Origin of the sequence: Arcanobacterium pinnipediorum, from assembly GCF_023973165.1 — a bacterium.
Classification (GTDB): domain Bacteria; phylum Actinomycetota; class Actinomycetes; order Actinomycetales; family Actinomycetaceae; genus Arcanobacterium; species Arcanobacterium pinnipediorum.
Genome location: NZ_CP099547.1, coordinates 1,196,783 through 1,220,553, shown reverse-complemented (window position 1 = coordinate 1,220,553; position 23,771 = coordinate 1,196,783). Strand labels below are relative to the sequence as shown.

Here is a 23,771-nt window from a genome sequence, read left to right as displayed (position 1 = left end):
CTTATTCACCTTCCGTGCGACCTGTAAGTTAGGGTAATTATTCGATTGGGCTGTCAGGCCCGATCCATTGTGACCTGCAACGCTTATGAGCTGAGCTGATGAGTGTTTTAGGGACACATTGGATCCATAATGTAATCATGTCTTATTTAGCTGCGCTCTGCCAGTTAAAACGCGAAAATACTTCGAGCAATTTTAGGATTTTTGACCTATTGTGCGTGCGTATGGGTGCTTTTGGTGATGGGAACAAGGTGCCTGGTGTGAGCCTGGCTAGCCCTTTGGAAGGTCTCGTTACGGGGATAGTGAGCTAAACGGGGATGTGATTGAAGGGCAAAAGATGTAGAATGTAGAGAGGTTGTTATGCATCAAACTGCCAAAGCTGTTCAAGTGCGCCGCACAAGCGTTGCTGCCGGGGCAGCTGCCCAACGAGACTTTCCACAGCTAAGGCTGTGATATATAAACGTCATATATGGGGTGCACATATATGAAAATAGGGGGTATCCGATGGCGGATGAAGCCATGGATAATGTTGTGCCAGAAGAAAATGGAACAACGCGCAAACGCAGTCGTAAAACGCCTGTGAAACAAAAAGAACGCAAAGCACAAGCTGCTCAATCTGTTGCGCAATCTTTAGATGAGCTATCGAAAAAGCCTCGGAAGAGAACAACGAAAGCGTCTAAACCTACTTCTATTGTTTTCTTTGCTGGCCACGAAGAAGAAACACAACCAGCAGTTGTACCTGAAGTGCCAGTAGTTCCACCGATGACGTCACTATTGTTCCAAGAACCAGATGTCACTAGGGCTGTGCAAGCTCGACGTAGTCGTAAAACTGTTAAAGAAGCACCCGTGGCTGAGGATAGTGCCCAAGCGCCTGAAGTAGTGCCTGAAGAAACAGAAGAAGGCGCAGATACTGCTCGTAAACGCCGCCGCGGAACACGCGGAGGTCGGCGTGCTGCGGAAGCAGAAACCACAACCGTTGAGCAGCCTCGTCCAGAAGATAGTGAAGGTGTAGCGGAGGCCGAAGCATCCCCAGCGCCACGTAAAACAAAGAAAACTAAATCGGCACAGGTAGAGGTTGACGAACCGGAAACCGAAAATGACGAGCCGGCAGTGCGCCGTCGTCGTCGACGCCGTTCCACAGAAGCTGTGGCAGATGAAGTAACGGCACCAAAGGGATCAACCCGACTTGAAGCGAAACGCCAACGGCGCAAAGAAGGCCGGGAATCAGGTCGACGTCGCCAAACTATTACCGAATCGGAATATCTAGCACGCCGCGAATCTGTGGATCGCGACATGCTTATCCGCGAACGTGACGGGCTTAACCAAATTGCTGTGATTGAAGACGGAATCTTAGTTGAGCACTACGTCGCACGGCATACCCAATCCTCTATGGTTGGTAACGTCTACCTGGGGCGGGTCCAAAACGTATTGCCGTCGATGGAAGCAGCCTTCGTTGATATTGGCAAAGGTCGAAACGCGGTTCTTTATGCTGGTGAAGTCAATTGGGACGCGGCTGGACTAGAAGGAAAACCGCGCAAGATTGAGCAGGCGCTTAAGTCTGGCGATCCGGTGCTGGTTCAAGTTACCAAAGATCCGATTGGGCACAAAGGCGCTCGGCTCACCGCGCAAATTACTCTTGCCGGACGCCATCTCGTGTTAGTTCCGAGTGGAGCAATGACGGGAATTTCCCGCAAACTTCCCGAACGCGAACGCAATCGGTTAAAGAAAATACTTAAAGAAGTCGTGCCTGCAGAACACGGCGTCATTGTGCGCACCGCCGCAGAAGGTGCCAGCGAAGAGCAACTCAAACAAGATGTTGAGCGATTGATGAAGGCGTGGGCAGAGATCGAGCGCAAATCGAAGTCCTCGAAGAATGCCCCGACTTTGCTCAAAGGCGAGCCAGAACTGGCTGTGCGAGTAGTGCGCGATATCTTCAATGAAGATTTCCGCAGCTTGAAGATCTCTGGCGATAACGCGTGGTCGACCATCTCGCACTATGTTGAAGAGCTGTCGCCGGAACTCGTTGATCGGCTAGAAAAATGGGATTCGCCAAAGGATATCTTCCAGGACAATCGCGTTGATGAGCAGCTTCAAAAAGCATTTGATCGCAAAGTATTCCTTCCTTCTGGAGGATCTTTAGTTATTGATCGCACCGAAGCAATGACCGTTATTGATGTCAATACCGGGAAATTCACTGGCTCGGGCGGATCCCTCGAAGAAACAGTTACTCGCAACAATCTCGAGGCAGCTGAAGAGATCGTGCGCCAACTGCGGTTGCGCGATATCGGTGGCATTATCGTCGTTGATTTTATCGATATGGTGTTAGAAGCTAATCGTGATCTGGTTTTGCGCCGACTAATCGAATGCCTGGGTCGAGATCGCACCCGCCATCAAGTCGCCGAAGTGACGTCGTTAGGCTTGGTGCAAATGACGCGCAAACGAGTCGGGCAGGGCCTAGTTGAGGCTTTTTCTACCACGTGTGAATGCTGTGAGGGGCGCGGGTATATCACCCACGATCACCCAGTTGAAAAAGACGAAGAAATGCCGTCAAACCAGCGTGCGTCGAAGAAAGAATCGCAGAAAAAAGACAGCGCTAAAGTAGCGGAGTCTGATCCGAAGCACGAAGAGGTCAAAGCTGCACTAGCGAATATTGCTGCCGCTGCTACCACAAAGCATGAAGAATCTGATAGTCAGGTAGACACCTCAGCTCAAGAGCAGAATTCAGAGCTGGATCATGATGGGGAAGTCGAAGCTCAACCGCGGCCAAAACGTGGGCGTCCACGGAAGAATTCAGCTACGAGATCGTCTGAAAGTGGTACCACAACCGCACGTGGCCGCAAGAAGGCAACCTCTAAGAAGGAACTAGAACCCACGCTAGAGATAGCTGAAGCTACTCCAGGCGCATCAGATTCCGCTCCAAACGCACAAGCTTCCGCTCCAGACCAACCAGCGGCCTCTAGTCAGAAGCAGCCGGCAGGCACGGATGGAGAGCCAGCAGTGAAGAAAACTCGACGCAGGGTCTCCTCGTCGGGAACAATTACTCCAACTGGCCCGGCAACAGCGACTTTTATGAGTTTTCCATTGAAGAAGTGAGGAGGCATGCCAGGAATTGTGGCCTGAATCGCTCGATATGAACTTGTATCAGCTCCAGTGTTTCAGTATCGTTAGTTGCTGGCGTGCTTTATCGCGCTAATAATTTTCAGGGCATCCGAAATCGGGTGCATCAGTTTCGACAGAGATGAGCAGAACGTGGTTTACGCGATTGTCAAGGTAGGCGGCCGCCAAGAAAAGGTGTCTGTCGGTTCCGTCGTCGTTGTGGACAAGATTGCAGGCGAAGCTGGCGACAAGGTCGAGCTAGAGCCGATCATGCTCGTCGACGGTGACAAGATCACCTCAGCGGCCGATGGCATCAAAGCCAAGGTTAGCGCCGAGATTGTCCGCGATGAAAAAGGTCCAAAGATCTCCATCATCAAGTACAAGAACAAGACCGGTTACCGTAAGCGTCAAGGTCATCGCCAGAAGCTTACCCGCATTAAGATCACCGACATTAAGTGATCGTTTAACTTACCGTCTAACGAGCTGTTAAAAAGAAGAAGGTCTAAGACATGGCACATAAGAAGGGCGCTAGCTCTACTAGCAACGGTCGCGACTCTAATGCAAAGCGCCTCGGCGTTAAGCGTTTCGGTGGCCAATTTGTTAACGCAGGCGAGATCCTCGTGCGTCAGCGTGGCACTCACTTCCACCCGGGTGCCAATGTTGGCCGCGGTAAGGATGACACGTTGTTTGCACTTGAGACTGGTCACGTTGAGTTTGGTACTCGCCGTGATCGCAAGGTTGTAAACATCGTCGCGGCTCAGGCCTGATTGGCACGAGTCCCATACGACATACTCGAGAGGGTGGAGGGCATAGGCTCTCCACCCTCTCGTGCTTATACATCAGCTTTTAAAGGAACATATCCACATGGCAAACTTTATTGATCGAGTCGTTCTCCACCTGCAGGCAGGCAAAGGAGGCAATGGCGCAGCTTCGGTTCGCCGGGAAAAGTTCAAGCCACTGGGTGGCCCAGATGGGGCAAATGGTGGTCACGGTGGAGATATCGTTTTTCGGGTTGATCCTCAAGAAACAACGCTCCTGGGATTACACCACACTCCGCATTTAAAGGCAACTAACGGTAAGCCTGGTGGCGGAGATCTGCGTCATGGTAAGCGCGGTGAAGATCTGATTGTCAAAGTTCCTAATGGTACAGTCGTCAAAGATATAGACGGCAATATATTGGCTGATATGACCGGCGCTGACGTAGAAATTATTATTGCTGAAGGTGGCCAAGGCGGGTTAGGAAATGCCGCGCTTGCTTCCCCGAAACGAAAAGCTCCCGGGTTTGCGTTACTTGGCGAAGAAGGTCAGGCGATCGACGTCGTTCTTGAACTGAAGTCTGTTGCTGATGTGGCGCTCGTTGGCTTTCCCTCTGCTGGAAAATCGTCGCTCATCGCAGCGATGTCTGCTGCTCGTCCGAAAATTGCTGATTACCCGTTTACCACCCTTGTTCCGCATTTAGGTGTTGTTGAAGCTGGGCAGATGCGTTATACGCTTGCTGATGTTCCGGGTCTGATTCCAGGTGCGTCGCAAGGTAAGGGCCTAGGGCATGAGTTCTTGCGCCATATTGAGCGCTGTGCCGCAATTGTGCATGTGCTTGATTGCGCAACACTTGAACCAGGACGTGATCCGATCAGCGATCTGGAAACTATTGAGGCCGAGCTTTCCGCGTATTCGGAGACGATTCCTCCGATCGAAGGACGGGTGCCGTTAATGCAGCGTCCACGTATCGTGGTACTCAATAAGATTGATGTGCCTGATGCACGTGAGCTCGCCGAATTTGTTACAGATGAGTTGAAGGCACGCGGTTTGGCAGTCTTTAGTGTCTCGGCGGTATCGCGTGAAGGATTGCGTGAGCTCGGTTTTGCGCTGGGGGAGATCGTAGAGCATATTCGCGCCCAAGAAGTTACTCAGCAAGCTCAGCGCCCAATTATTCGTCCGTTGGAGAAGAAAGAAGACTCCTCGTTTACGGTTACGCAGCGCCGGCAAGGGGAGAAGATCTTCTTCCAGATTCGTGGTTCGAAACCCGAGCGTTGGGTTAGCCAAACCGATTTCTCTAATGATGAGGCAGTTGGTTATTTGGCCGACCGGTTGAATATTTTAGGCGTTGAAAAAGCACTGATGAAAGCCGGAGCCCATGCAGGGGATATGGTTGTTATCGGCACTGAAGAAGACGGAATGATTTTCGACTGGGAGCCTACGATGGGTACCGGAGCAGAGTTGTTAAGTCCGCGTGGTACCGATATTCGCCTTGATGAGGTAAGCCGACCTACACGTCGAGAACGCAAGAGTCAGTACTATGAGATGATGGACGCTAAAGAAGCTGCACGCCAGGAATTGTGGATGGAACGGCAAGCTGGTGTATGGACTGAGCCAGATGACCACATCGAAGATTAATCTTTAATACCGCAATAGTTGAACCGGACCTAGGAAAATCTAAGTCCGGTTCAACTATTTCAGTATAAATAGCACGATGTGCAGATAGTAAGATAAGGCACTTGCTGGGTTTGTAAAGTTAGATCTGGACGTAATTTAGTCTTTTCTGGCATTAACGTGTGGCATTTCACTGTACTCAATCGACAGCTTGCTTTTGGCGGTTTTATGGGGAAAAGTTTTAATTTAGCACCCGTTAGTCAAGAGTTATTCAAGGAAAAGTAATGCGAATGTGTTGTCTGACAACCGTGAAGGGAGTACATTCCTATTAATGGGCTCAATCAATTGGCCTAGAGAAATTATCTTTATGATCGTATGCGAGGGATCATCATGACAATTGATTTGAATGTCAGCCGTCAAGCGCTGATGCACGCAAAGATGCAAGATGATGAGTCAAGTCAACTAGAGCATACGACAGCGGCATGGATGGGAATCGACCTCTCGCTCCTAGGCGCCCAGACGTGCGGATCGTTAACTGAGATCGACGTCGAACCATTCCACTACGGCAAGATGGCGGCAGCTACGCGAGCGGCAGCTGGCGGTGGGCTCGATTTCGTAGCCTTATCGGCTGAGTTTGTTGCCGATAGTGCCCATCGGCAACTAGGTATGGATACTGTTAGTGTCGGTTCGCAATTATGCTCCATTCCTGGACTAGGCGTTGTGATGGAGGTTGAGGCACATCCGCGAGCCCTCGCACAAGGCTGTGAAGCGGTTGGCGTTGTTTCGCACAGTTGGGCATCATTGGCGATAACTATTGACGGCCAAACTGACTTTAATGATGATCTATGTCGTGCTATGCACGATGTTCGTAGCGCCGGAGTTGGATTAATCGTCAATATCCGCGCACAATCACTAACAGCGGAACTGACAGCTAGCGTGGCAAAATTCGCCGATATGGTCAGATTGCGGGTACCTGATCCGCATGTAGCGCGCGGGTTGCGTTACGGTATTCGTGCAGCCGCCCATGAAGTGGGGCGAAACCTCCCCGTCGTCGTCGATATTGGAATCGTAATTTCAGCAACGGCACAAGCCGCCCACGAGCGCGCTCTCCTTATCGAAGCAATCACTGGGGTGCCACTTTTCCCGGACGTGCCCAAAATTATTGGTACGGTTCACGAAGTCGCTGACTCAATCGAACGATGGGTAGGCTTGGGGGCTGCAGATGGCGTGGTAGTTTTACCAGCGTCCCTACCCACAGACTTAGGATCACTCATTCGCGGGGTGCTTCCGTTATTGAGCGGGCGAGCCGGGGTTGAAGTCAAGCCTCAATCACTTATCTAAACTAGCCGAAGCGGTAACTAAAGAATCGGGCCAACTCCACCGGCAAATTCACCAATAACAGCAGGTGTTACCGGATCGGGAGTTTAGTGGGGCATGTGCTACCGGATCGGATACTTGTGGTTCAGGTGTTACCCGATTGGATGTTTAGTGGCTCGGCGTTACCGAATCGGCTACTTGTGGTTCAGGTGCCAGTGAACCCGGCGGGCATAAAGATCCTGACGCACTGATAGGTGACGGTGAAGATTATAAAAAAGTGTGGTCGCACAGGAGAGCTAGACTCTCTTATACGACCACACCCCATCTCTGATGTGAACACATCAGAAACGACGATTGTTTCTCAGTATTTACTGCTGAGCATCAGCTTGTTCAAGTTGTGCACGAACTTCATCCATATCCAACTCGCTAGCCTGCTTAACCAAAGCCTGGAGTTGATCACGGTTGAGAGCGCCTGGTCCACCGAAGAGACGAATACCATCGCGGAATACCATCACCGTTGGAATTGACATGACTTGGAAAGCTTGGGCAAGTTCGGTTTGCTCTTCGGTATTCACCTTTCCGAAGGTAACTTCAGGGTGCTGTTCAGAAACAGCTTCGAAAGTTGGGCCAAACATACGGCACGGACCACACCACTCGGCCCAAAAATCAAGTACGGTAATACCAGACTTGACGTGATCTTTGAAGTTTTCGGCTGTTATTTCAACGGTTGCCATTGGGGAACCTTTCGTTGGAGTTAAATCACTAAGTGTGTTGACATCAACCTTAACGCATAAAACTTACAGATATTCCCACTGTGGAAATATTTCGTTTCTAGCATACAAATTTGGACGAGAATTCCTGCTTTTTTCATTGTCACCAGCCTGATCAGGTACCATATATTCATGGACAGTTCCCGATATGCATCCTCCGCCTCGCCCACTGGCTCGCATAGCCCAAGGGCGCGTCGGCGTATCGGAATTATGGGTGGAACTTTTGATCCGATCCATCATGGGCATCTCGTAGCGGCTTCAGAAGCTCAGCACGTCTTTGGGCTTGACGAGGTCGTTTTTGTGCCTGCAGGTGACAACCCGTTCAAAACCGATCGTCATATTTCCTTAGGCGAACATCGATATCTCATGACCGTAATCGCTACGGCGTCAAATCCGCTGTTTTCGGTCTCGCGAGTCGATATTGACCGCGGTGGTAAAACCTACACGGTCGATACGTTGCGTGAGATGCGCAACTTCTATCCAGGCGATGAGTTATTCTTTATCACCGGAGCTGATGTTTTGCCACAAATCTTGCAATGGAAAGACTCCCAAGAGCTGTGGAAGCTGGCACATTTTGTTGGCGTTAGTAGGCCAGGCCATGAACTCGACATGACCGGACTGCCCACAGATGGGGTTTCTTTACTAGAAATTCCGGCTATGGCGATTTCTTCTACTGGGATACGACGCCGAGTGCGCGAAGGGGTGCCTGCATGGTATTTGGTTCCCGATGGAGTAGTACAGTACATCAACAAGTATCATCTATATAGACCAGAAGAAGCGCAAACAACAGCCCTGACTCCCATCACGGGCAGTTATACTGATCAAATAGATGAATTAAAGAATTCTGTGAAAGGGATGGAAAGCCATGAGTGACGAAACGCGATTAAGTCGTCGGCAGCTGAAGGAACAGGGCAAGCTCAGCGTCCGTCCCGCTGATGGCGTCAACATCAGTGAAACAACGGAACTACATCTGCGTCGTCCCTCACGAAAAGAATTGCGCGAAGCCCGCAAAGCTGAAACAGGTACCTTCGCTGCGGTAACCGAAGATTCGCAGGCCACACATGAAGAAAGTACTACTGGCAGCGCGGGCAGTGATTCTTCCCCAACTACCTCTTCCAGCCCAGCTACGAATACCCCAGACCCTTCAGAGAGCAAGCCTGAACGAACATCGGTTTTCGCACGATTCAAGCTTTCCCACGAAGAACAAAAAGACGATGCGCAAGGCGCACCAGATCTAACCCAGCTATCTGCTCAACAAGACAAGGCAGATGAAGATACCGGGGAATCAGATGGCGCCGGCCAAGATCTCCAGCCAGAAACTCAAGCAAAGTCTGCGGTAGGCTCGGCGGAAGATCATGAGCAATCAGCTACCATGCCCGCCCTAGATACCTCCCAAGCTCACGATGAGCCCAAGATGAGCGAAGAGACAGCTGATCCCCACAAGGAAGAGGCAGAGGCTGACGAGGTCTCCAGCGAGGTTGTCCAACCTGAGGTGAGCGAGGCGGGAACGCAAGACGAGGCGCAACCTCAAGATGCCTCAGACGATGAGCCTGCAGATGATGCTGAGGCAGCCGATAATGGGCAGATGCGCGAGCGACTATTATCAATGACACGCCGTCAACCTACGGCAGATGAGCAAACCGCACTAAACACCGGGGATATCGCGCGCACCTCTGTTATGCCAGAAGGAGCAGACCTCGAGGCAGAAGAACTAGCCCAGCTCACCGATCCTGAGAAAGAGGCTCCACAAGCTCCTACCAGCAGTGAGCAAACAGATGATCCCGATGCTCGTGGTAGCATGGCATACTATGAAGAAGACGATCTAGATAAAGAAATCAGCCCACGTCGTACGATTTTGAACTACATTCTGCTCTTGCTGATCGCAACACTAGTAGGCATACTCGTCGGGCTTGGACTTCAATCCTTATTATTCTCTTCGTTTTCCGATCAATCAGTAACTACCTACACTACCGAACTATTGTTATAGATAGACCAATCTTCTACACACAATAGTTAGCTATCCAAAATATGTAAGGAACCCAGTGAGCGCAACTCAAGAAGCTATAGACCTAACCATTATCGCTGCACGTGCAGCATCTGACGTCAAAGCGACCTCAATTACCGCGATCGACGTTGCCGAACGCCTAGCGCTAACTGACGCGTTCCTCGTCGTCTCAGGTTCTACCGAACGCCAAGTGCGCGCCATCGTCGACGCTGTTGAAGAAGCGCTTCACAAGGTAGGTTGCCGGCGCAAGCGGCGCGAAGGCATGGAAGGTGAAGCACACTGGGTGCTCCTTGACTTTGGTATTCTCATGGTCCACGTCCAACAAGATGAAGATCGCGAATTTTATGCCCTCGAAAAGCTGTGGGGAGACTGCCCGATTATCGAGCTTCCGGAGGATATTCAAGCCTCTGAAGCCGCCCAAGAATCAGCCCTCGCAGCCTACTTCTCTGGCGGTATCGATAACGCAACCGGAGATGACGCAACCACCTCGGCAGATCAACTTTCGTAGGGCCGTAGCGTGGGGGTTAACCGAATCCTGCTTTTGCGCCATGGCCAAACCGCCAACAATGCACAGCTACGTATCCAAGGTACTCAAGATACTCCGCTTAACGACGTCGGTTTCGAACAAGCACGGCAAGTTGCGCGCGAATTAAATTCTTTTGCTATCACCCGAATTATCTCCTCAGACTTGCAACGTGCGCTATCAACTGCGCAAGCTGTCGGGGATATAACTGGATTGGCGGTCGAAACAGATCAGCGATTGCGAGAACGCGGATACGGCATGTGGGAAGGAATGACCTCCGCCGAGATTCACGCTGCATATCCGCAAGCATGGGAGAAATGGCGAGCAGGTATTGAGCCAGATGTTGCCGGCGTCCAGACCAGGGACGCCAATGGGCTAAGTGTGGCACAGGCGATCGAAGAATATGTGCAGTGGGCCCAAGCCGACGACGAAGACCATATTCTCCTTTTCGTCTCCCATGGCTCAGCGATAGTTAATGGGGTTACGAAGTTGATGGGGCAAAACCCTTCCGAGTGGACTATGCTCCACGGCCCTGATAATTGCCATTGGGCAGAGCTTGTTATCCGGCCGAATTCTCACCCGCAGTATCGGGTGAAATCGTGGAATAGGTGGAAATTCAGCGCAGGAACACTGGTGTCAAGTTCGCAGTGATTTGTTTCACGCCTTAGTGTAACGTGCTAGTTGGCATTTTGTAGCATAACTGGCTAAGATTAAATTCGTTCTTCGGGGCATTGGCGCAGTTGGTAGCGCGCTTCCATGGCATGGAAGAGGTCAGGGGTTCGAATCCCCTATGCTCCACCAATAAAGCCGACCAAGTTTGCTTGGTCGGCATTTGTTTTATGTGTTCGTTCCTGTACCTGGGTGGCTACAGATCAATCGGATGGCTTTGTGGTGCTTCGGGTCTTGGTATCGCGTTGCGTTTTATCGGTGCTTCGCATCTTATTGGCGTTTCAGATCTTAGTGCGCGTGATTGGGAAAATGCGGCTCTTCGCGTTTTAGCGGGGTGAAACGTTGTTACTCGGTGGGTTTACTGGCCTAGTATCAGGTGCTGGTGTAGTGATTTTAAAGTTAGCAGCTGTGTTTTCGTTGGCGTTAATGTGGTGGTGATGAGATTTTTAGTGGCCCGGAATAACTATATAAAAGTAAGCAACATACATTGTCTTTGTTAACCCGTTGGTGTTAGTGCGAGCAACACTCGATGATAGAAAATGCCTTGTGATCTTCTCACTGGTAAACAGGTTACACGAAGATATTATGCAGCAGTCTCCAGTTAGGTTTACCGGCATACAGTAATGCACGAATGCGATAGTTGTTGAAATTCGTGAACCCAAATCCGATACGTTTAATACGTTTGATGAGATTGTTTAACGCCTCGGTGATGGAATTAGAAAGATGCGTTTGATGATACGCCAAGATTTGAAGCTGCCATCGTTGTAGCGTGCGTCCTAGCTGCTGAATTTCTGGGGGCATAGCCACATCCAGGCATGTTTGTATCAATTCTGCAAGCATGGTGGTCGCAACACCAAGATCTGTTTGCTGATAAAACTCTCGTAAGCGTTCTTTTATCCGATACGCAATCGCTACTTCAGCGTGAGGATCTCCTAACACAAGCATGCTTTCTAGACGCTGGACCATTGCTGGCAGTAGTTTTTCACTACCATATGTCAGTAAACGCCGAATCTTGTATAAAGGATCTTTTTTATGCCCACGGTGTCCCAAGGTCTGATTTTGTACGCGTCTACGTACAGTATCTAACACACGATTGGCTAACGTAATCACATGGAAATGATCAGCTATTTGAGTTGCCTGGGGTAATACCACGTTATACACAGCACGGTATGTTGGGCTCATGTCTAAAGTGGCATAGCGGATTCGTGCTTTCCAAGCGTTGGGCTGGTCTTTTAAATAGCGGGCTACGTCTATGTAGTTACAGCTTGGGATAATATCAATGATTTGATGATGCTCGACGTCACATACCGTAGTGACATAACTTGTGCGGTGTCCTTGTATGCGAACGAAACTTGTTTCATCAAGCCCGATTGCGTGAGTCTTGTTTAAACGCTTACGGTCTGCTTGTAGTAACACTTGACCATACATAGTTACTGCATCATTGACTGTGTGCCAAGAACAACCAAGTTCAGCTGCGACTTCGCTAATTGTTCGTCCCATGCCTACTTGCTGGGTCGCCCATTTAGCTGCCCTGGTAGTCATCTGGCAACGTTGAGCAGCAATACGTTTATCTTGACTTGTCCATGAACCAACATCACATGCAACGTTTGGACAATACCAGCGGTGCTTACGCCATAACAAGCTCATAGACCGACCATAGACAGGTAAATCTATATACCGTACTCTTGGCCTTTCTTTAACGCGTGCAAGACTTTCACAACGTGGGCATGTTGGTCTCTTAAGGACTTGTTCAATTTCGATTTCCTGTTGAGAGCCATGACGGTGATACGCCAAGACGCGAATATCTTTCAAACTCACAAGCCGAGCAAGAATTACGGTAGGATCATAAGCGGTGAAGGTACGTTCAAGTTTTTGATTCACACTCTAAGCATGAACTACCTTCACCACTTCTGCATCTCCACACCCCGCTAAAACGCGAAGAGCCGAAAATGCCGCTGCTTCTAACTCGGAAGTATGTTTAGTATAGCGGGTCGTGATGTTGAAATAGCTATCTCATACCAGGTCAACGGTTACTTTTGCGAGTCTTATCAATAAACCTCATTACAACTACCAGTCAATCCCTCCAAATCCAGCTTCAACCACCGGCCGATCCTTCCATATCCCATTTCATCTACCATCTGGCATGGCTTCGGCCTGGATAAGACTATAAGTTGTGCCGAAACCGGGGTATTTGGGGCGATGTCCTCATATACGGGGACATCGCCCCAAATACCCCGGTTTTGAAACAGGCAAACCTCATCACCAACCCTAGAAAACCGACATTTCAGTATAAAATCTGGTTTAGTTGGCTGGATATGGTTATTTAACTAGATTGCTGAGGGTAGGCAGGCGGGATAAATGCTGTTTGTGGCGTGGTCAGCATAAAAACAGTAGTTATGGGTCGTTGCCGGTTGGTTGGCAGGGGGGAAACAGTGTCTATCGGGTAGTAGCTAGGATAACCGGGTGTTTGGACGATATGCTCAGAGCTGGCAAGGAGAAGAAAGGTAAGGAGAATAGGTTGCTATCCTCCCATGGAGCAGAAAGAAGAATCCAGGTTAAGCACCGCAACCCCAGAGGCTGAGAACTACCATTCCGGCTAACTACTACACCCGCTCACTACCTCACACCGCCAACTCAACTGGCGAGTCCGCAGCAATGTCTTCCTCTAACCCTGCTAAAACACTAAGAGTCGGTTTTACCTAATGAATCTCCTGATTTGGGAAAATATGGAGGGGGTAACTGGTAGGATGAGGAGAAATATTATCGGTTCGGTTCTTAATGCAGAAGTAGATCGTCGATAATTAATTTTGTAATTATCTTTAGGAGTCAGCATGGCCAAAGACTATCTACAACCGCATAAACCACCGGTTTATCAGGCTCGACAACCAGTAAAGACTATAACGCGCAAACGACTCTACAGTTTCGTTGACAGTGCGTTTGCTGCTTATGGATTATTTTTGACTTTCTGGTTCGTCCTTCTTCTGTTTCTTTCTGGGCTGACCTTTAGTTGGCAAGCTGTTGTATCGTTGATCGTTTTCTGGCTTCTATTAACTTATTTTGCGTTACCTCGGCTCCACCAGATGTTTACTACCTGGTATTTGCCAGACTACTTTATGGCGCGGACTAAAACTGCCGATGGCTTGCTGGGAGACCCGGTAAATCTTGCCGTAAATGGTTCGGCCGATGATATTCATGCCGCAATGCGCCGGGCTGGATGGATTCAAGCGGATGAGATTACGTTACGCTCCTCGCTGGGCATTGTGCGCTCTTCGATTACCCGCAAGTCTTATCCAGCTGCACCGGTCTCGGATCTTTTCTTGTTTGGCAATCGCCATGATTTCGCTTACCAACAAGAGGTCGATGGAAACGCGGCTCAGCGTCACCACATTCGGTTTTGGAAAGTGCCTGATGGTTGGAAGTTGCCCGGTGGCCGAAGCGTAGATTGGTTAGCTGCTGGAACGTATGACCGTGCCGTTGGACTGTCAACAATGACGTTACAAATCACCCATAAAATTGATGCGGATGTGGATGCGGAACGTGATTACGTCATCGACACAGTGCGATATCACGATAAAGACGCAGGCGTATCAGTTATTGAAAATTTCTCCACTCCGTTCCATGATCAAAATGGCGGCGGTGACTCAGTGATGACTGACGGCGATATGCCGGTTCTTGATGTGAGCGGTGCACATAGCAGGGCAGTGGCGGCAGGTATTGATCTCGATCAAGCTGATTATCTTGACCTTGATACGAGCAATGAGTTCTTGAATGAGAAATTGCCGCCGAAATCATTGATGTTCGTTGGCCTTTTGTTGGTGTTGCAACTATGTGTGTCGTTATTGGCACTATTTGCTGTCGAAACCTGGTCGTTGCCGCAAGGTGGCCTGAGTGAGGGAGCAGTGCTTGCTATTTCTGCAATCATCGTCGTCGTCATGTGTTTTGTTTTGTTGGTCTTAACAATTCGGCAGTACCGGTGGCCACGACTAGTATTCCTGATCATTGCTTCGCTCGCTGCGACTGGCGAAATGATTTTATTGTGGGGGAATCAAACCACTAATTATCCATTGTATATCGAAGCAGGAATGTCCGTTTTACTAGTGTTGGTTTTCTCTGCGCCTTCAGTACGCGAATGGGTCTACTCTATTCGGCGCCGTGGAGATGTTACTCGCGGAAAGTAACTTTTTATCTGGTCGGGTGTGGCTCAGTTCCGGCAGGCTCAGCCACACCTAGAGAGAATTCGTTCGATAGTTAATCGTTCGCGTTGCGTCATCGATAATCCCCATTTAGCTTTTACGCGTAACTGCTGAGTTACGTAGCTACAGTGAAAACTCCTATTTTCGGGAAGCCATTGAGCAGCATTTGCCGAACCTTTGTCCTGGTTTTGATCGCAGTCGACGGCAAGTAGGTTTAACGGGTCATTTGCGAACTGTTCGCGTTTATGTGCTGGCCACGACCATGCCCCAGATCGCCAGGCATCGGCGAGCGCAACGACGTGGTCAATTTGAATAAGTGTGGAAGTATGTTGGCCACGCTGAAATGATGTATGTAGCCCGGTATAGGGTTCGATAAAATCTCCGCGCATAACGATGCAATTATGGGTTCCAGGCTTGAATTCGACGTCGTCAAGATCGCGAGCAAGAACATCGTTGCGGGTATCGCAACCGTTGTGATCGACGTCGGACCATGCCGGTCCGAATTCGGTGCGATTATATTCGGGAATTGGTGTAGTTGAACGTGTGGAGATAGCCTCGATCAAGGTGGCTAATTCTTGATCGGTGATGCGGTAATCTGGTTCAACGGACAGCGGGCCACGCCACTGATCTGGACCAACTTTCCATCCAAGATTTTCTTCAAGTGTGAAGATATCTGGCCCTATGCCCGGAATAGTGAGCCAGCCGAACAATATGCAGATCAATGCCTGTACCGTTCTTTTGCCTAGCGTTCGATTCATGTACTCATGTTCTCATATATGATTGGCTCGAAATTTTATATATCCACAAAAACTTGGTAATATGTCTGTGTTACGGGGCATTGGCGCAGTTGGTAGCGCGTTTCGTTCGCAATGAAAAGGTCAGGGGTTCGAATCCCCTATGCTCCACCATTAAGACGCTCATTTTGATACATAAATTTGGGCGCGGGATAAACCCCTTGAGGGTCGTGTTTTCTTTGGAACTACGCGGCTTTCAAGCGGTTTTCTGTTTTTCCGGTGGGTGCAGTGCTCGTTGGGGAGGCGCGGTTAGGGCCGATCTGAATCCTTGGAGGGCGGCCGGACGGCCTGAGTGCCCGAGGGCGTCAAAAGGTTTCCTGATTTGTTCTAGGAAGAATCACTGGCGCAGATCCGATAAAAGCGTAGACCCTGATAACTGCCTGCCCATACATCAATAGTGGATGAAGCCAATCGCGCAGTTCGATCAATTTCCGTTTTTCAAGTGCGTTGGCATTCAACATCTTGAACATGTCGGATGTCAGTTTGGAAAACGTTCGAATATTTTCATCTGTAATCGTGATCATGAAGTTTGCGATATCAGCGTTACTAACAGTTTGTTGAGTTGCGGCGCTTGGGTAGTTCTTTAGGATTTCAAATCGGGGTACAAGATCTTGATGGAAATGTAGTCAAATGATTTCTCAGAACACTGAAGTCCAAAGAAACCAGTCGATAAAATGAATGTTTCAGTTAGTTCAGTGGCCAGCCCAGCGTCCCCAAGAATAGACGGCACGCCGCTATCAGGCGATCTCCACGCAAGCGAGAACAGGATCATGGCCACGATCGAACGCATCGATACCTACAAGGCACGATATGTGGAGGCGCGTCAATACATGGACTGGTTCCTCCCAGCATAGGAAATCATCTCCGAGGACGACCGTTTAGTGGCTCTTCGGATTTTGGCGGGGTTAGGGGAAGATTGTGTTGAGGAGTCGCCAGTTGGGTTTGCCTGCGTAGAGGAGGCATCTGATGCGGTAGTTGGTGAAGTTGGTAAATCCGTAGCCGATTCTTTTGATGCGTTTGATGAGGTTGTTCATGGCTTCGGTGATCGAGTTCGATAGGCGGGCGTGGTGGTAGGCCAGGATCTGGTGATACCAGTTTTTAAGTGTTCGGCTAAGTTGTTGGATTTCTTGGGGCATGAAGTCCTGGCTGGTGTGGTTGATGAGTTGATCAAGCATGGTTTGAGCGGTGGTGATGTTGTCTTGAGCGTAGAAATTTCGGAGGCGTTCTTTGACACGGTAAGCGATAGCGACTTCACCATGAGGGTCTCCTAAGCGTAAAAGTGATTCGATCCGATGTTGTGTTTTATCGGTGAGTTTTTCTTGTCCGTAGACAAGTTGGCGTCTTATACGGTAGAGCGGGTCGGTTTTTCGTCCGCGGTGTCCAAGTGTTTGTTGTTGAACACGCCGGCGTACACGATCAAGGGCTCGGTTAGCTAATGTGATGACGTGGAAGTGGTCAGCGACTTGGGTAGCGTGTGGTGTGACCACGTTGAAAACAGCCCGGTAGGCCGGGCTCATATCGAGTGTGGCATAGCTGATTCCTTGTTTCCAATAGGTAGGGAAGCGGTGAAGGAAACGGGCAACCTCAACATAGTTACGGCTTGGAATAATATCAATGATCTGGTGGTTGGCTACATCGCATAGCGTGGTCACATATTGGGTAGGGCGTTTGTTCAAACGAACGAAACTTGTCTCGTCAAGACCGATTGCAGGAGTTTGAGATAAACGTTTACGATCAGCATCAAGTAAGGCCTGCCCGTAGACGGTCACGGTATGGTTAATCGTGTGCCAATCACAGCCCAGCTCGGCAGCGACTTCACTTATTGTCCGTCCCATTCCTACTTGCCTGGTCGCCCATTTAGCTGCCCTGGTCGTTAACCGACAGTGTCTACTAGCAATGCGTTTGTCCTGGCTTGTCCATGACCCCATATCGCATTGATGGTTAGGACAATACCAGCGGTGTTTACGCCAGATCAAACCCATGGGGCGTCCGTAAACGGGCAGATCGATATAAGGAACTCGTGGCCTATCCTTGACTCGTGCCCGTACCTTGCATCGAGGACACACCACGGTGTTAAGATCTTGCTCGATCTCGATTGACTGGTGTGGTCCGTGACGATGATAAGCCACAGGCACAACATCTTTTAAACTCAGCAAACGAGCCACGATTACGTTAGGATCAGAACTGGTGAAGATAGTTTCAGGTTTTTTGCTCACACTCTAAGCATGAACTATCTTCACCACTTTCACATCCCCTAACCCCGCCAAAATCCGAAGAGCCCGTTTAGTGCTGGAAGCGTTCTTCTTCGGCGAAGGAACCCAAGAGGATGCGGTTCAGCAGATCTGCAACCATCTCTACGTCGAATGCACCACCGCCTACCAAAAGAAGCCGCGCGCCTTGGCTCGTCTCGCGACCGCACTGTATGGACGGCTATAGGTGTGCACCCAGTGCGTTAAAAGGTGTCAAGAACGGCGGATGCATATGCGCCTTTTCCTATGAGACGATGTAGGTGGTTGAAAAGTAGGACAAGCCCCAAGAACCCAGCATCGGGAGCTTGGGGCTTCACCATGCTCAGGAAAGGAGCAAAAGCGATGCCAGTTAAACCAGCGTCCCCGTGCTCCCACCCTGGTTGCCCTGAATTGACCCGTGAACGCTTCTGCAAGGCCCATGCCAAGGCGGAAGACGCACGCTACTGCAAGTACCAGCGCGACCCGAAGATCAACCGCCGCTACGGGTCGCGGTGGCGTAAGATCCGCGCTGCCTACGTCGCCCAGCACCCGCTCTGCGAAGACTGCCTCGAGGCCGGTCGGTACACACCCGTGCAGGAAGTCCACCACGTGCTCCCGCTTGAACACGGCGGCACCCACGACTTCGACAACCTGCGGAGCTTGTGCAAGCCCCGCCACTCACGCCAGAGCGCGCTCGATGACGACCGCTGGAGGCAAGCATCGCGGGTTTACACGTATTGAGTCCTTGCCAGTCAATTATCGGTGCAAGATAATTGTTACATGTTTGTTTTGACCTGTGATCACCAAATCCCGAACCGTCCACCATTGCGGGTGGAAGTCGATGATGAGGTCGTCGTCGAGCACCGCACAAGTGACTGGCCTGAATTCGTTTTCGTCACCGCATACAAGGGTTCCGGCTGGGTGCCAGCTCGACATCTCGCTATTGATGGCAACAATGCGACTGTGATTCGACCATATGACACCACTGAATTAGCAGCTCGTGTTGGTGAACGCGTTGAGCGCATTCATAACGACGCTCAATCAGGGTGGTCGTGGTGTCGCAACGATCGAGGTGAAGAAGGATGGATCCCCAACCGCAGCCTCGACCAGCTTAACTGACAGCTGAAAAGCTTGGCACAGCCAAGAATTTAGTGAGGGGTTGGGGCTCTCGATCTCTACGAGTGTTGGGAAGGTCAGCGGGCGGGGCCAACCGTGCGTAAAATGAACGAATCAAACAGGGTATTGACCCAGGGGTGCTGACTCAGATGAGTCGGGGCTTCACGGAATCAAGAAGCGCGAGGACATGAGAGGGATATTGGATGAGGTCAACCAGCCCGTCGAGTAGATCCAGATTGAGAGGGTAGGTATTGCTTGCGCTCACGGCCCTGAACGCACCTGCTAAACGGTGCCGTACCCGGTCAGGTACACCCGCTTTCTCGACCTTCATCTGAACGTCCTGCCACGTAAACAGGCGTTCCCTCTGCCTAGCTGGCACATTGGCCGCTACGGGTATTCGAATACTGGATACCGACGTAATCGCGTCTGCGGTAAGAGCCAACGAAATGCTACCTTCATCCTCGTGTTCGTTGACGTAGCGGTAGACGGAATGTCCTGGGCTCAGAAACTCCTTTGGTAGTGCATCACCGACCAAGTTCGTTGGCTCGCAATGAATTCCCGGCTCGATGCATGCAGCATCGTCGAGCACTACTCGGTACAGATAGAACGGGACATCGCCCTCTGGTTGGTCACCCATGCGCCTGAGCATGTTCTCGATCGCTGCTTCGTAGGTGCCGAGGTGAAGTGCTTTGGATTTCTGTTGTTCAACCCAGCGGTCGACAGCTCCTATACCGCACATTCTCGTCATGCGTTGAACGGTCTTTGGAGTTAATTTCTCCCGCGGATCGAAGTCCTTCTGTGGCCAGTCAGGGATCGTGCTGGTGTGGTACCAGAACATCTGGCTGACAGATTCGTCGACGATCGATGGATCATCCGGTTCGTATGTGGGGCGAGCGCGGTCTTCTTCGGTGCAGTCAATTCCGCAGCCAGGGCAGAATTCCTTGCCTTGTTCCCAGCTTTCCACCCAGTCATGGCTAACGAGTTCTTCGTGTCCGCACCGTCCGCAGCGCATACGACGCGCACGCCCGAAGTCAATGTCACGCTCTAAACACATACATCCATTATAAAATAGGAATAACAGGCAGTGGGGTGCCACTCCTGGCCTCCGATTCAAGGCCGTATCGACCAATGATAAGGAGATGCATCATGGCGAAAGACGGCACCAACCGAGGTGGCCGCCGCGTGCGCGCAGGTGCGAAGCCTGATGCGTTGAATGAGAAGCTCGCAGCAGGACGTAATACGACCCGCCTTGAAGATCCGCTTAATGAGCCTTTTGATTTTGAAGGCAGCGATATTGGTGATGGTGCGATACTTGCTGGGGAGACAATGCCCGAACCCTCGGATTATCTTTCTGAGGTTCAGGGTGATGGTAAACCGCTTGGCGCTGACTTGGTCTATCGAGAAACGTGGCAGTGGCTCGATGCCCGTGGCTGTTCACAGTTTGTGGCCCCGCGCTTGATTGAATCTTATGCGCGGGCGTTTGCTCGGTATGTGCAGTGTGAGCAGGCGATTTCGAAGTTCGGTCTGCTCGGTAAACATCCGACGACGGGTGCTGCGATCGCGTCTCCGTTTGTTGCTATGTCGCAGTCGTTTGGTAAGCAAGCGAATGTGTATTGGTATGAGATTTACGAGATTTTGCGTGCTACGTGCACGAGTGATTATTCGGGCGGCGCTCCTGGTGATGACGTGATGGAACAGCTCCTCAAAGCCCGCTCCTAGCTCTTTCTTTCTTTTGCCTGCCTGTGTTTACGGGTGGGCGCTTTGCTCTGCCCTGTTTCTTTGAAAGCGAGTGTGTGTATGTCTGCTACGAAGACTGCTGAGGCCACTTGTATCGGCCATCCTGATAAGCTCTGCGACAGAATCGCCGATACGGTCCTTGATGATATTCTCTACGACGACCCAACTGCGCGTGTAGCTGTGGAGGTTAAGGCGTCTGGTCATCGGATTATTGTCACGGGCGAGATCACGACGAAGGTACGTCCCCGCATCCGTGAATCGGTGCGCTACGCGCTAGTGAAGGCGGGCTATAAGCCGTGGAAGTTCCGCGTTCTTGTTTGGACACACCGCCAATCACCAGACATCAACGCAGGAGTCTCCAAATCCTTTGAGGCACGCTTCGGTGACGACACCGAATTCGCACTCCAAGGCGCTGGCGACCAAGGCACAGTTTACGGCTATGCCACAGCCGAAACGCCTCAACGTTAAACGTTGCCGCTCGTGCTCGCACATGAGATCTGTGGTCGTCTTGACGATGCTCGCAAGCAGGGTACTATTGCTGGTATTAAGTCCGATGGTAAGGCGCAGGTGACAGTTCGTTATGACCAGGCTGGGCAGCCAGTAGCGATCGAGACCGTGGTGGTCTCCATCCAACACGATCCAGCCAAGGATCTGGATGAGCTTGCGGCTGAGGTGAAAACTTTGATTGTTGCCCGGCGTGTAAGCCGTATTTGCCGATCGGTGCTGATACCGAGATTCTTATTAACCCGTCGGGCATGTTTACCGTGGGTTGCCCGAAGGCTGACACCGGTTTGACAGGGCGTAAGCTCATGGTTGATACCTATGGTGGTCTTGGCCCGCATGGTGGTGGAGCGTTTAGTGGTAAGGATGCGTCCAAGGTTGACAGGTCGGGTGCTTATATGGCGCGTCTGATTGCGAAAACCATTGTTGATGCCCACCTCGCAGCTGAGTGCCAGGTGGCGATCAGCTATGCGATTGGGAAGGCCAACCCGGTGGCGTTTACGATCGACACCCTTGGCACGGGTGAGTATTGCGATGAGATGCTCACCCGTGCTGCACGCGAGGTGTTCGCGCTTCGCCCCGGTGCGATTATTGATGCTCTTGGTCTGCGAGCACCCGGCTACACCCGCTACTCAACCTATGGGCACTTCGGCCATGCGGGCCTGCATTGGGAGAACTCGTTCGCTCACGTTGACGCGCTAGAGAAGGCGGTGACCAAGTATGCTTATGAAAACAATGCCGATTAGTGAGCTGAAACCCGCGGACTACAACCCCCGCAAGGACCTGAAGCCCGGTGATGTCGAGTATGAGAAGCTCAAGCGGTCACTCACCGAGTTCGGGTATGTTGAGCCTGTCATTTGGAACCAAACCACTGGGCATGTCGTGGGTGGGCACCAGCGTTTGAAGGTGCTCGAAGACCTTGGACATACGGACGTTGACGTGATTGTTGTTGAGCTGGATGAGACCCGCGAGAAAGCCCTGAACATTGCGCTCAACAAGATCAGTGGCGAATGGGATAACGATAAACTCGCCCTCTTGATTGCCGATCTTGACGCGAGTGATTTCGATGCGGAACTGACTGGTTTTGACGACGCCGAGATCGCTCAACTCATCGGCTCGTTGGATGAAGGCGAGGTTGAAGATGATGATTTCGACCTCACCGCAGCGTTAGTAGCCGCCGCGTTCGTTAAGCGTGGGGATGTGTGGACGGTAGGCCGCCACCGGTTAGTGTGCGGCGATGCCACCAGCACTGACGACGTCGAGACTTTGATGGGTGGTAAGCGCGCGAACCTCGTGCTCACCGATCCGCCATACAATGTCGCCTTTGAATCAGGCTCAGGCTTGTCCATCAAGAACGACAAGATGGCCGCCGACAAGTTCTACGACTTCCTGCTATCAGCATTTACGAATATGGCAAGCGCGTGTGAGAAGGGTGCGAGCGCGTATGTCTTCCATGCTGACACTGAAGGACTGAACTTCCGACGTGCTTTTAACGATGCTGGATTCTACTTGTCCGGATGCTGCATCTGGGTCAAAGACTCACTCGTTCTTGGCCGATCTCCATATCAATGGCAACACGAGCCGGTGCTCTATGGGTGGGAGAAAACAGGTAAACACCGCTGGTATGCCGACCGGAAGCAGACCACGATCTGGAACTTTGCCAAACCCCGCAAAAACAGTGATCATCCGACATCGAAGCCGTTGGATCTGCTCGCATATCCGATTGGGAACTCGACCCAAGCGAATGCGATCGTGCTCGATACCTTCGCAGGCTCCGGTTCGACATTGATGGCGTGCGAGGCAACCGATCGTATCTGCTATTGCATGGAGATCGATGAGAAATACGCGAGCGTTATTCTTCGCCGCTATGCTGAGCACACCGGTGACGCCGCTGGTATTACCTGTGTGCGTGACGGTAAGCAGTACAGGTATTTGGATCTGGTCAAGGACGTTGAACGGGTAGGATCATGACCGCTATTCTCCCTCGTACATAAGCCAAAAAGTACTGGATAAGCGCGCAAGGATATGGCTATATGCATATGACCAAACACGAACAGCTAGGGAGGATGGTCATGAACAAGGAAATAGCCGTGCAGCTTCTCGACATCGCCAAACAAAACAGTCTCGAAATCCAAAACCGAGGCGATCTTGAAGTCCGTCGCAGCGACAGCGAGGATTTCCTCGAAGTCAGCGTGTGGGGCTTGAAAGCCATGCTCGAAGCCGCCTACCAGCTCGGAAAACACCTTCAACGATGACCGAATTCGAAACCGATCAACAAGCAATCAAGGACGGTCTCACCATCGAGGTCATGCAACACCGCCAAGCCGAGATCACTGCTCTCAAGGCAAAGCTGGGCAGGGAAAAGAACGCCTTCCATGCTAGTATTATCGCCCTCCAGCTCGAAGCCCGCCGCGCCGAATACGCCGTACTCGATGAACTGATCTAACCCGCACAG

23 protein-coding genes, 2 tRNA genes and 1 pseudogene are annotated in these 23,771 nt (G+C 51.0%); 21 read left to right on the top strand and 5 right to left on the bottom strand.

The window, feature by feature from the left end; all coding sequences use genetic code 11:
- Window positions 1-501: 501 nt before the first annotated feature.
- From NG665_RS05410 to NG665_RS05390, 5 genes are all read left to right on the top strand, one after another.
- Window positions 502-3,090, top strand: a complete 2,589-nt coding sequence (locus NG665_RS05410) for an Rne/Rng family ribonuclease (protein WP_252672654.1) — start codon at window positions 502-504, stop codon at window positions 3,088-3,090.
- A gap of 156 nt (window positions 3,091-3,246) precedes the next feature.
- Window positions 3,247-3,552 (top strand): 50S ribosomal protein L21, encoded by a 306-nt coding sequence (gene rplU, locus NG665_RS05405; protein WP_252672651.1) that lies wholly within the window; start codon window positions 3,247-3,249, stop codon window positions 3,550-3,552.
- 50 nt (window positions 3,553-3,602) lie between these two features.
- A complete protein-coding gene (gene rpmA, locus NG665_RS05400; protein WP_252672650.1) occupies window positions 3,603-3,860 on the top strand; it encodes a 50S ribosomal protein L27 in 258 nt (85 codons plus the stop codon).
- 97 nt (window positions 3,861-3,957) lie between these two features.
- The gene (gene obgE / locus NG665_RS05395) at window positions 3,958-5,487 is read left to right on the top strand and encodes a GTPase ObgE (protein ID WP_252672649.1); all 1,530 of its coding nucleotides are present in this window, start codon (window positions 3,958-3,960) and stop codon (window positions 5,485-5,487) included.
- Between the two features lie 366 nt (window positions 5,488-5,853).
- On the top strand, window positions 5,854-6,804 hold the full coding sequence (locus NG665_RS05390; protein WP_252672648.1) for an LLM class oxidoreductase: 951 nt from the start codon (window positions 5,854-5,856) through the stop codon (window positions 6,802-6,804).
- Window positions 6,805-7,148: 344 nt separating this feature from the next.
- On the opposite strand, the gene trxA is transcribed toward NG665_RS05390, so the two are convergent.
- On the bottom strand, window positions 7,149-7,514 hold the full coding sequence (gene trxA, locus NG665_RS05385) for a thioredoxin (RefSeq protein ID WP_252672647.1): 366 nt from the start codon (window positions 7,512-7,514) through the stop codon (window positions 7,149-7,151).
- Between the two features lie 168 nt (window positions 7,515-7,682).
- Here trxA and nadD point away from each other — a divergent pair, with 168 nt between their 5' ends.
- The 6 genes from nadD (at window position 7,683) to NG665_RS05355 (ending at window position 11,085) form a co-directional block, all read left to right on the top strand.
- The gene (gene nadD / locus NG665_RS05380; RefSeq protein WP_252672646.1) at window positions 7,683-8,423 is read left to right on the top strand and encodes a nicotinate-nucleotide adenylyltransferase; all 741 of its coding nucleotides are present in this window, start codon (window positions 7,683-7,685) and stop codon (window positions 8,421-8,423) included.
- Window positions 8,416-9,537, top strand: a complete 1,122-nt coding sequence (locus tag NG665_RS05375; RefSeq protein ID WP_252672644.1) for a prolipoprotein diacylglyceryl transferase — start codon at window positions 8,416-8,418, stop codon at window positions 9,535-9,537. The genes nadD and NG665_RS05375 overlap by 8 nt, the downstream gene beginning before the upstream one ends.
- Before the next feature lie 55 nt (window positions 9,538-9,592).
- The gene (rsfS, locus tag NG665_RS05370) at window positions 9,593-10,063 is read left to right on the top strand and encodes a ribosome silencing factor (RefSeq protein WP_252672643.1); all 471 of its coding nucleotides are present in this window, start codon (window positions 9,593-9,595) and stop codon (window positions 10,061-10,063) included.
- Between the two features lie 9 nt (window positions 10,064-10,072).
- The gene (locus tag NG665_RS05365) at window positions 10,073-10,729 is read left to right on the top strand and encodes a histidine phosphatase family protein (protein WP_252672642.1); all 657 of its coding nucleotides are present in this window, start codon (window positions 10,073-10,075) and stop codon (window positions 10,727-10,729) included.
- 74 nt (window positions 10,730-10,803) lie between these two features.
- A tRNA-Ala gene (locus tag NG665_RS05360) sits at window positions 10,804-10,879 on the top strand.
- Window positions 10,880-10,917: 38 nt separating this feature from the next.
- Window positions 10,918-11,085 (top strand): hypothetical protein, encoded by a 168-nt coding sequence (locus tag NG665_RS05355; protein WP_252672641.1) that lies wholly within the window; start codon window positions 10,918-10,920, stop codon window positions 11,083-11,085.
- A 232-nt stretch (window positions 11,086-11,317) separates the two neighbouring features.
- On the opposite strand, the gene NG665_RS05350 is transcribed toward NG665_RS05355, so the two are convergent.
- Window positions 11,318-12,628 (bottom strand): ISL3 family transposase, encoded by a 1,311-nt coding sequence (locus tag NG665_RS05350; protein WP_252672639.1) that lies wholly within the window; start codon window positions 12,626-12,628, stop codon window positions 11,318-11,320.
- 950 nt (window positions 12,629-13,578) lie between these two features.
- On the opposite strand from NG665_RS05350, the gene NG665_RS05345 reads away from it, so the two are divergent.
- A complete protein-coding gene (locus NG665_RS05345) occupies window positions 13,579-14,925 on the top strand; it encodes an LssY C-terminal domain-containing protein (protein WP_252672638.1) in 1,347 nt (448 codons plus the stop codon).
- Between the two features lie 38 nt (window positions 14,926-14,963).
- Here the strand turns inward: NG665_RS05345 and NG665_RS05340 are convergent, their stop codons facing one another.
- The gene (locus NG665_RS05340) at window positions 14,964-15,698 is read right to left on the bottom strand and encodes an HNH endonuclease family protein (protein WP_252672637.1); all 735 of its coding nucleotides are present in this window, start codon (window positions 15,696-15,698) and stop codon (window positions 14,964-14,966) included.
- Between the two features lie 74 nt (window positions 15,699-15,772).
- On the opposite strand from NG665_RS05340, the gene NG665_RS05335 reads away from it, so the two are divergent.
- Both NG665_RS05335 and NG665_RS05330 read left to right on the top strand, forming a co-directional pair.
- Window positions 15,773-15,848: transfer RNA gene (locus tag NG665_RS05335), tRNA-Ala, on the top strand.
- 560 nt (window positions 15,849-16,408) lie between these two features.
- Complete coding sequence (locus NG665_RS05330) at window positions 16,409-16,588, top strand: hypothetical protein (protein ID WP_252672636.1); 180 nt, start codon at window positions 16,409-16,411, stop codon at window positions 16,586-16,588.
- Between the two features lie 51 nt (window positions 16,589-16,639).
- On the opposite strand, the gene NG665_RS05325 is transcribed toward NG665_RS05330, so the two are convergent.
- Complete coding sequence (locus NG665_RS05325; RefSeq protein WP_252672635.1) at window positions 16,640-17,950, bottom strand: ISL3 family transposase; 1,311 nt, start codon at window positions 17,948-17,950, stop codon at window positions 16,640-16,642.
- A 375-nt stretch (window positions 17,951-18,325) separates the two neighbouring features.
- Here NG665_RS05325 and NG665_RS05320 point away from each other — a divergent pair, with 375 nt between their 5' ends.
- Both NG665_RS05320 and NG665_RS05315 read left to right on the top strand, forming a co-directional pair.
- Window positions 18,326-18,703: an HNH endonuclease gene (locus tag NG665_RS05320; RefSeq protein ID WP_252672634.1), complete on the top strand. Its 378-nt coding sequence runs from the start codon at window positions 18,326-18,328 to the stop codon at window positions 18,701-18,703.
- A 39-nt stretch (window positions 18,704-18,742) separates the two neighbouring features.
- Window positions 18,743-19,081, top strand: a complete 339-nt coding sequence (locus tag NG665_RS05315) for an SH3 domain-containing protein (protein ID WP_252672633.1) — start codon at window positions 18,743-18,745, stop codon at window positions 19,079-19,081.
- Between the two features lie 142 nt (window positions 19,082-19,223).
- On the opposite strand, the gene NG665_RS05310 is transcribed toward NG665_RS05315, so the two are convergent.
- Window positions 19,224-20,132 (bottom strand): hypothetical protein, encoded by a 909-nt coding sequence (locus NG665_RS05310; protein ID WP_252672632.1) that lies wholly within the window; start codon window positions 20,130-20,132, stop codon window positions 19,224-19,226.
- Between the two features lie 92 nt (window positions 20,133-20,224).
- On the opposite strand from NG665_RS05310, the gene NG665_RS05305 reads away from it, so the two are divergent.
- The 5 genes and pseudogenes from NG665_RS05305 (at window position 20,225) to NG665_RS05285 (ending at window position 23,762) form a co-directional block, all read left to right on the top strand.
- The gene (locus tag NG665_RS05305; RefSeq protein WP_252672631.1) at window positions 20,225-20,797 is read left to right on the top strand and encodes a P27 family phage terminase small subunit; all 573 of its coding nucleotides are present in this window, start codon (window positions 20,225-20,227) and stop codon (window positions 20,795-20,797) included.
- A 78-nt stretch (window positions 20,798-20,875) separates the two neighbouring features.
- Window positions 20,876-22,062, top strand: a pseudogene (gene metK, locus NG665_RS05300) (methionine adenosyltransferase).
- On the top strand, window positions 22,037-23,287 hold the full coding sequence (locus NG665_RS05295) for a site-specific DNA-methyltransferase (RefSeq protein ID WP_252672630.1): 1,251 nt from the start codon (window positions 22,037-22,039) through the stop codon (window positions 23,285-23,287). The pseudogene metK and the gene NG665_RS05295 overlap by 26 nt, the downstream one beginning before the upstream one ends.
- Window positions 23,288-23,388: 101 nt before the next feature.
- Window positions 23,389-23,571, top strand: coding sequence for a DUF6900 domain-containing protein (locus NG665_RS05290; RefSeq protein ID WP_252672629.1), 183 nt, complete (start codon window positions 23,389-23,391; stop codon window positions 23,569-23,571).
- Entirely contained in the window at window positions 23,568-23,762 is a 195-nt protein-coding gene (locus NG665_RS05285) for a hypothetical protein (protein WP_252672627.1), read from the top strand. Before NG665_RS05290 ends, NG665_RS05285 begins: the two co-directional genes overlap by 4 nt.
- Window positions 23,763-23,771: the final 9 nt, after the last annotated feature.

Bases quoted from the DNA above. Each gene is read 5' to 3' on its own strand.
- NG665_RS05410 (WP_252672654.1), top strand. From the start codon at position 502: ATGGCGGATGAAGCCATGGATAATGTTGTGCCAGAAGAAAATGGAACA.
- rpmA (WP_252672650.1), top strand. From the start codon at position 3,603: ATGGCACATAAGAAGGGCGCTAGCTCTACTAGCAACGGTCGCGACTCT.
- obgE (WP_252672649.1), top strand. From the start codon at position 3,958: ATGGCAAACTTTATTGATCGAGTCGTTCTCCACCTGCAGGCAGGCAAA.
- NG665_RS05390 (WP_252672648.1), top strand. From the start codon at position 5,854: ATGACAATTGATTTGAATGTCAGCCGTCAAGCGCTGATGCACGCAAAG.
- trxA (WP_252672647.1), bottom strand. From the start codon at position 7,514: ATGGCAACCGTTGAAATAACAGCCGAAAACTTCAAAGATCACGTCAAG.
- nadD (WP_252672646.1), top strand. From the start codon at position 7,683: ATGGACAGTTCCCGATATGCATCCTCCGCCTCGCCCACTGGCTCGCAT.
- NG665_RS05375 (WP_252672644.1), top strand. From the start codon at position 8,416: ATGAGTGACGAAACGCGATTAAGTCGTCGGCAGCTGAAGGAACAGGGC.
- NG665_RS05355 (WP_252672641.1), top strand. From the start codon at position 10,918: ATGTGTTCGTTCCTGTACCTGGGTGGCTACAGATCAATCGGATGGCTT.
- NG665_RS05345 (WP_252672638.1), top strand. From the start codon at position 13,579: ATGGCCAAAGACTATCTACAACCGCATAAACCACCGGTTTATCAGGCT.
- NG665_RS05340 (WP_252672637.1), bottom strand. From the start codon at position 15,698: ATGAATCGAACGCTAGGCAAAAGAACGGTACAGGCATTGATCTGCATA.
- NG665_RS05330 (WP_252672636.1), top strand. From the start codon at position 16,409: ATGAATGTTTCAGTTAGTTCAGTGGCCAGCCCAGCGTCCCCAAGAATA.
- NG665_RS05320 (WP_252672634.1), top strand. From the start codon at position 18,326: ATGCCAGTTAAACCAGCGTCCCCGTGCTCCCACCCTGGTTGCCCTGAA.
- NG665_RS05315 (WP_252672633.1), top strand. From the start codon at position 18,743: ATGTTTGTTTTGACCTGTGATCACCAAATCCCGAACCGTCCACCATTG.
- NG665_RS05310 (WP_252672632.1), bottom strand. From the start codon at position 20,132: ATGTGTTTAGAGCGTGACATTGACTTCGGGCGTGCGCGTCGTATGCGC.
- NG665_RS05305 (WP_252672631.1), top strand. From the start codon at position 20,225: ATGGCGAAAGACGGCACCAACCGAGGTGGCCGCCGCGTGCGCGCAGGT.
- NG665_RS05295 (WP_252672630.1), top strand. From the start codon at position 22,037: ATGCTTATGAAAACAATGCCGATTAGTGAGCTGAAACCCGCGGACTAC.
- NG665_RS05290 (WP_252672629.1), top strand. From the start codon at position 23,389: ATGAACAAGGAAATAGCCGTGCAGCTTCTCGACATCGCCAAACAAAAC.
- NG665_RS05285 (WP_252672627.1), top strand. From the start codon at position 23,568: ATGACCGAATTCGAAACCGATCAACAAGCAATCAAGGACGGTCTCACC.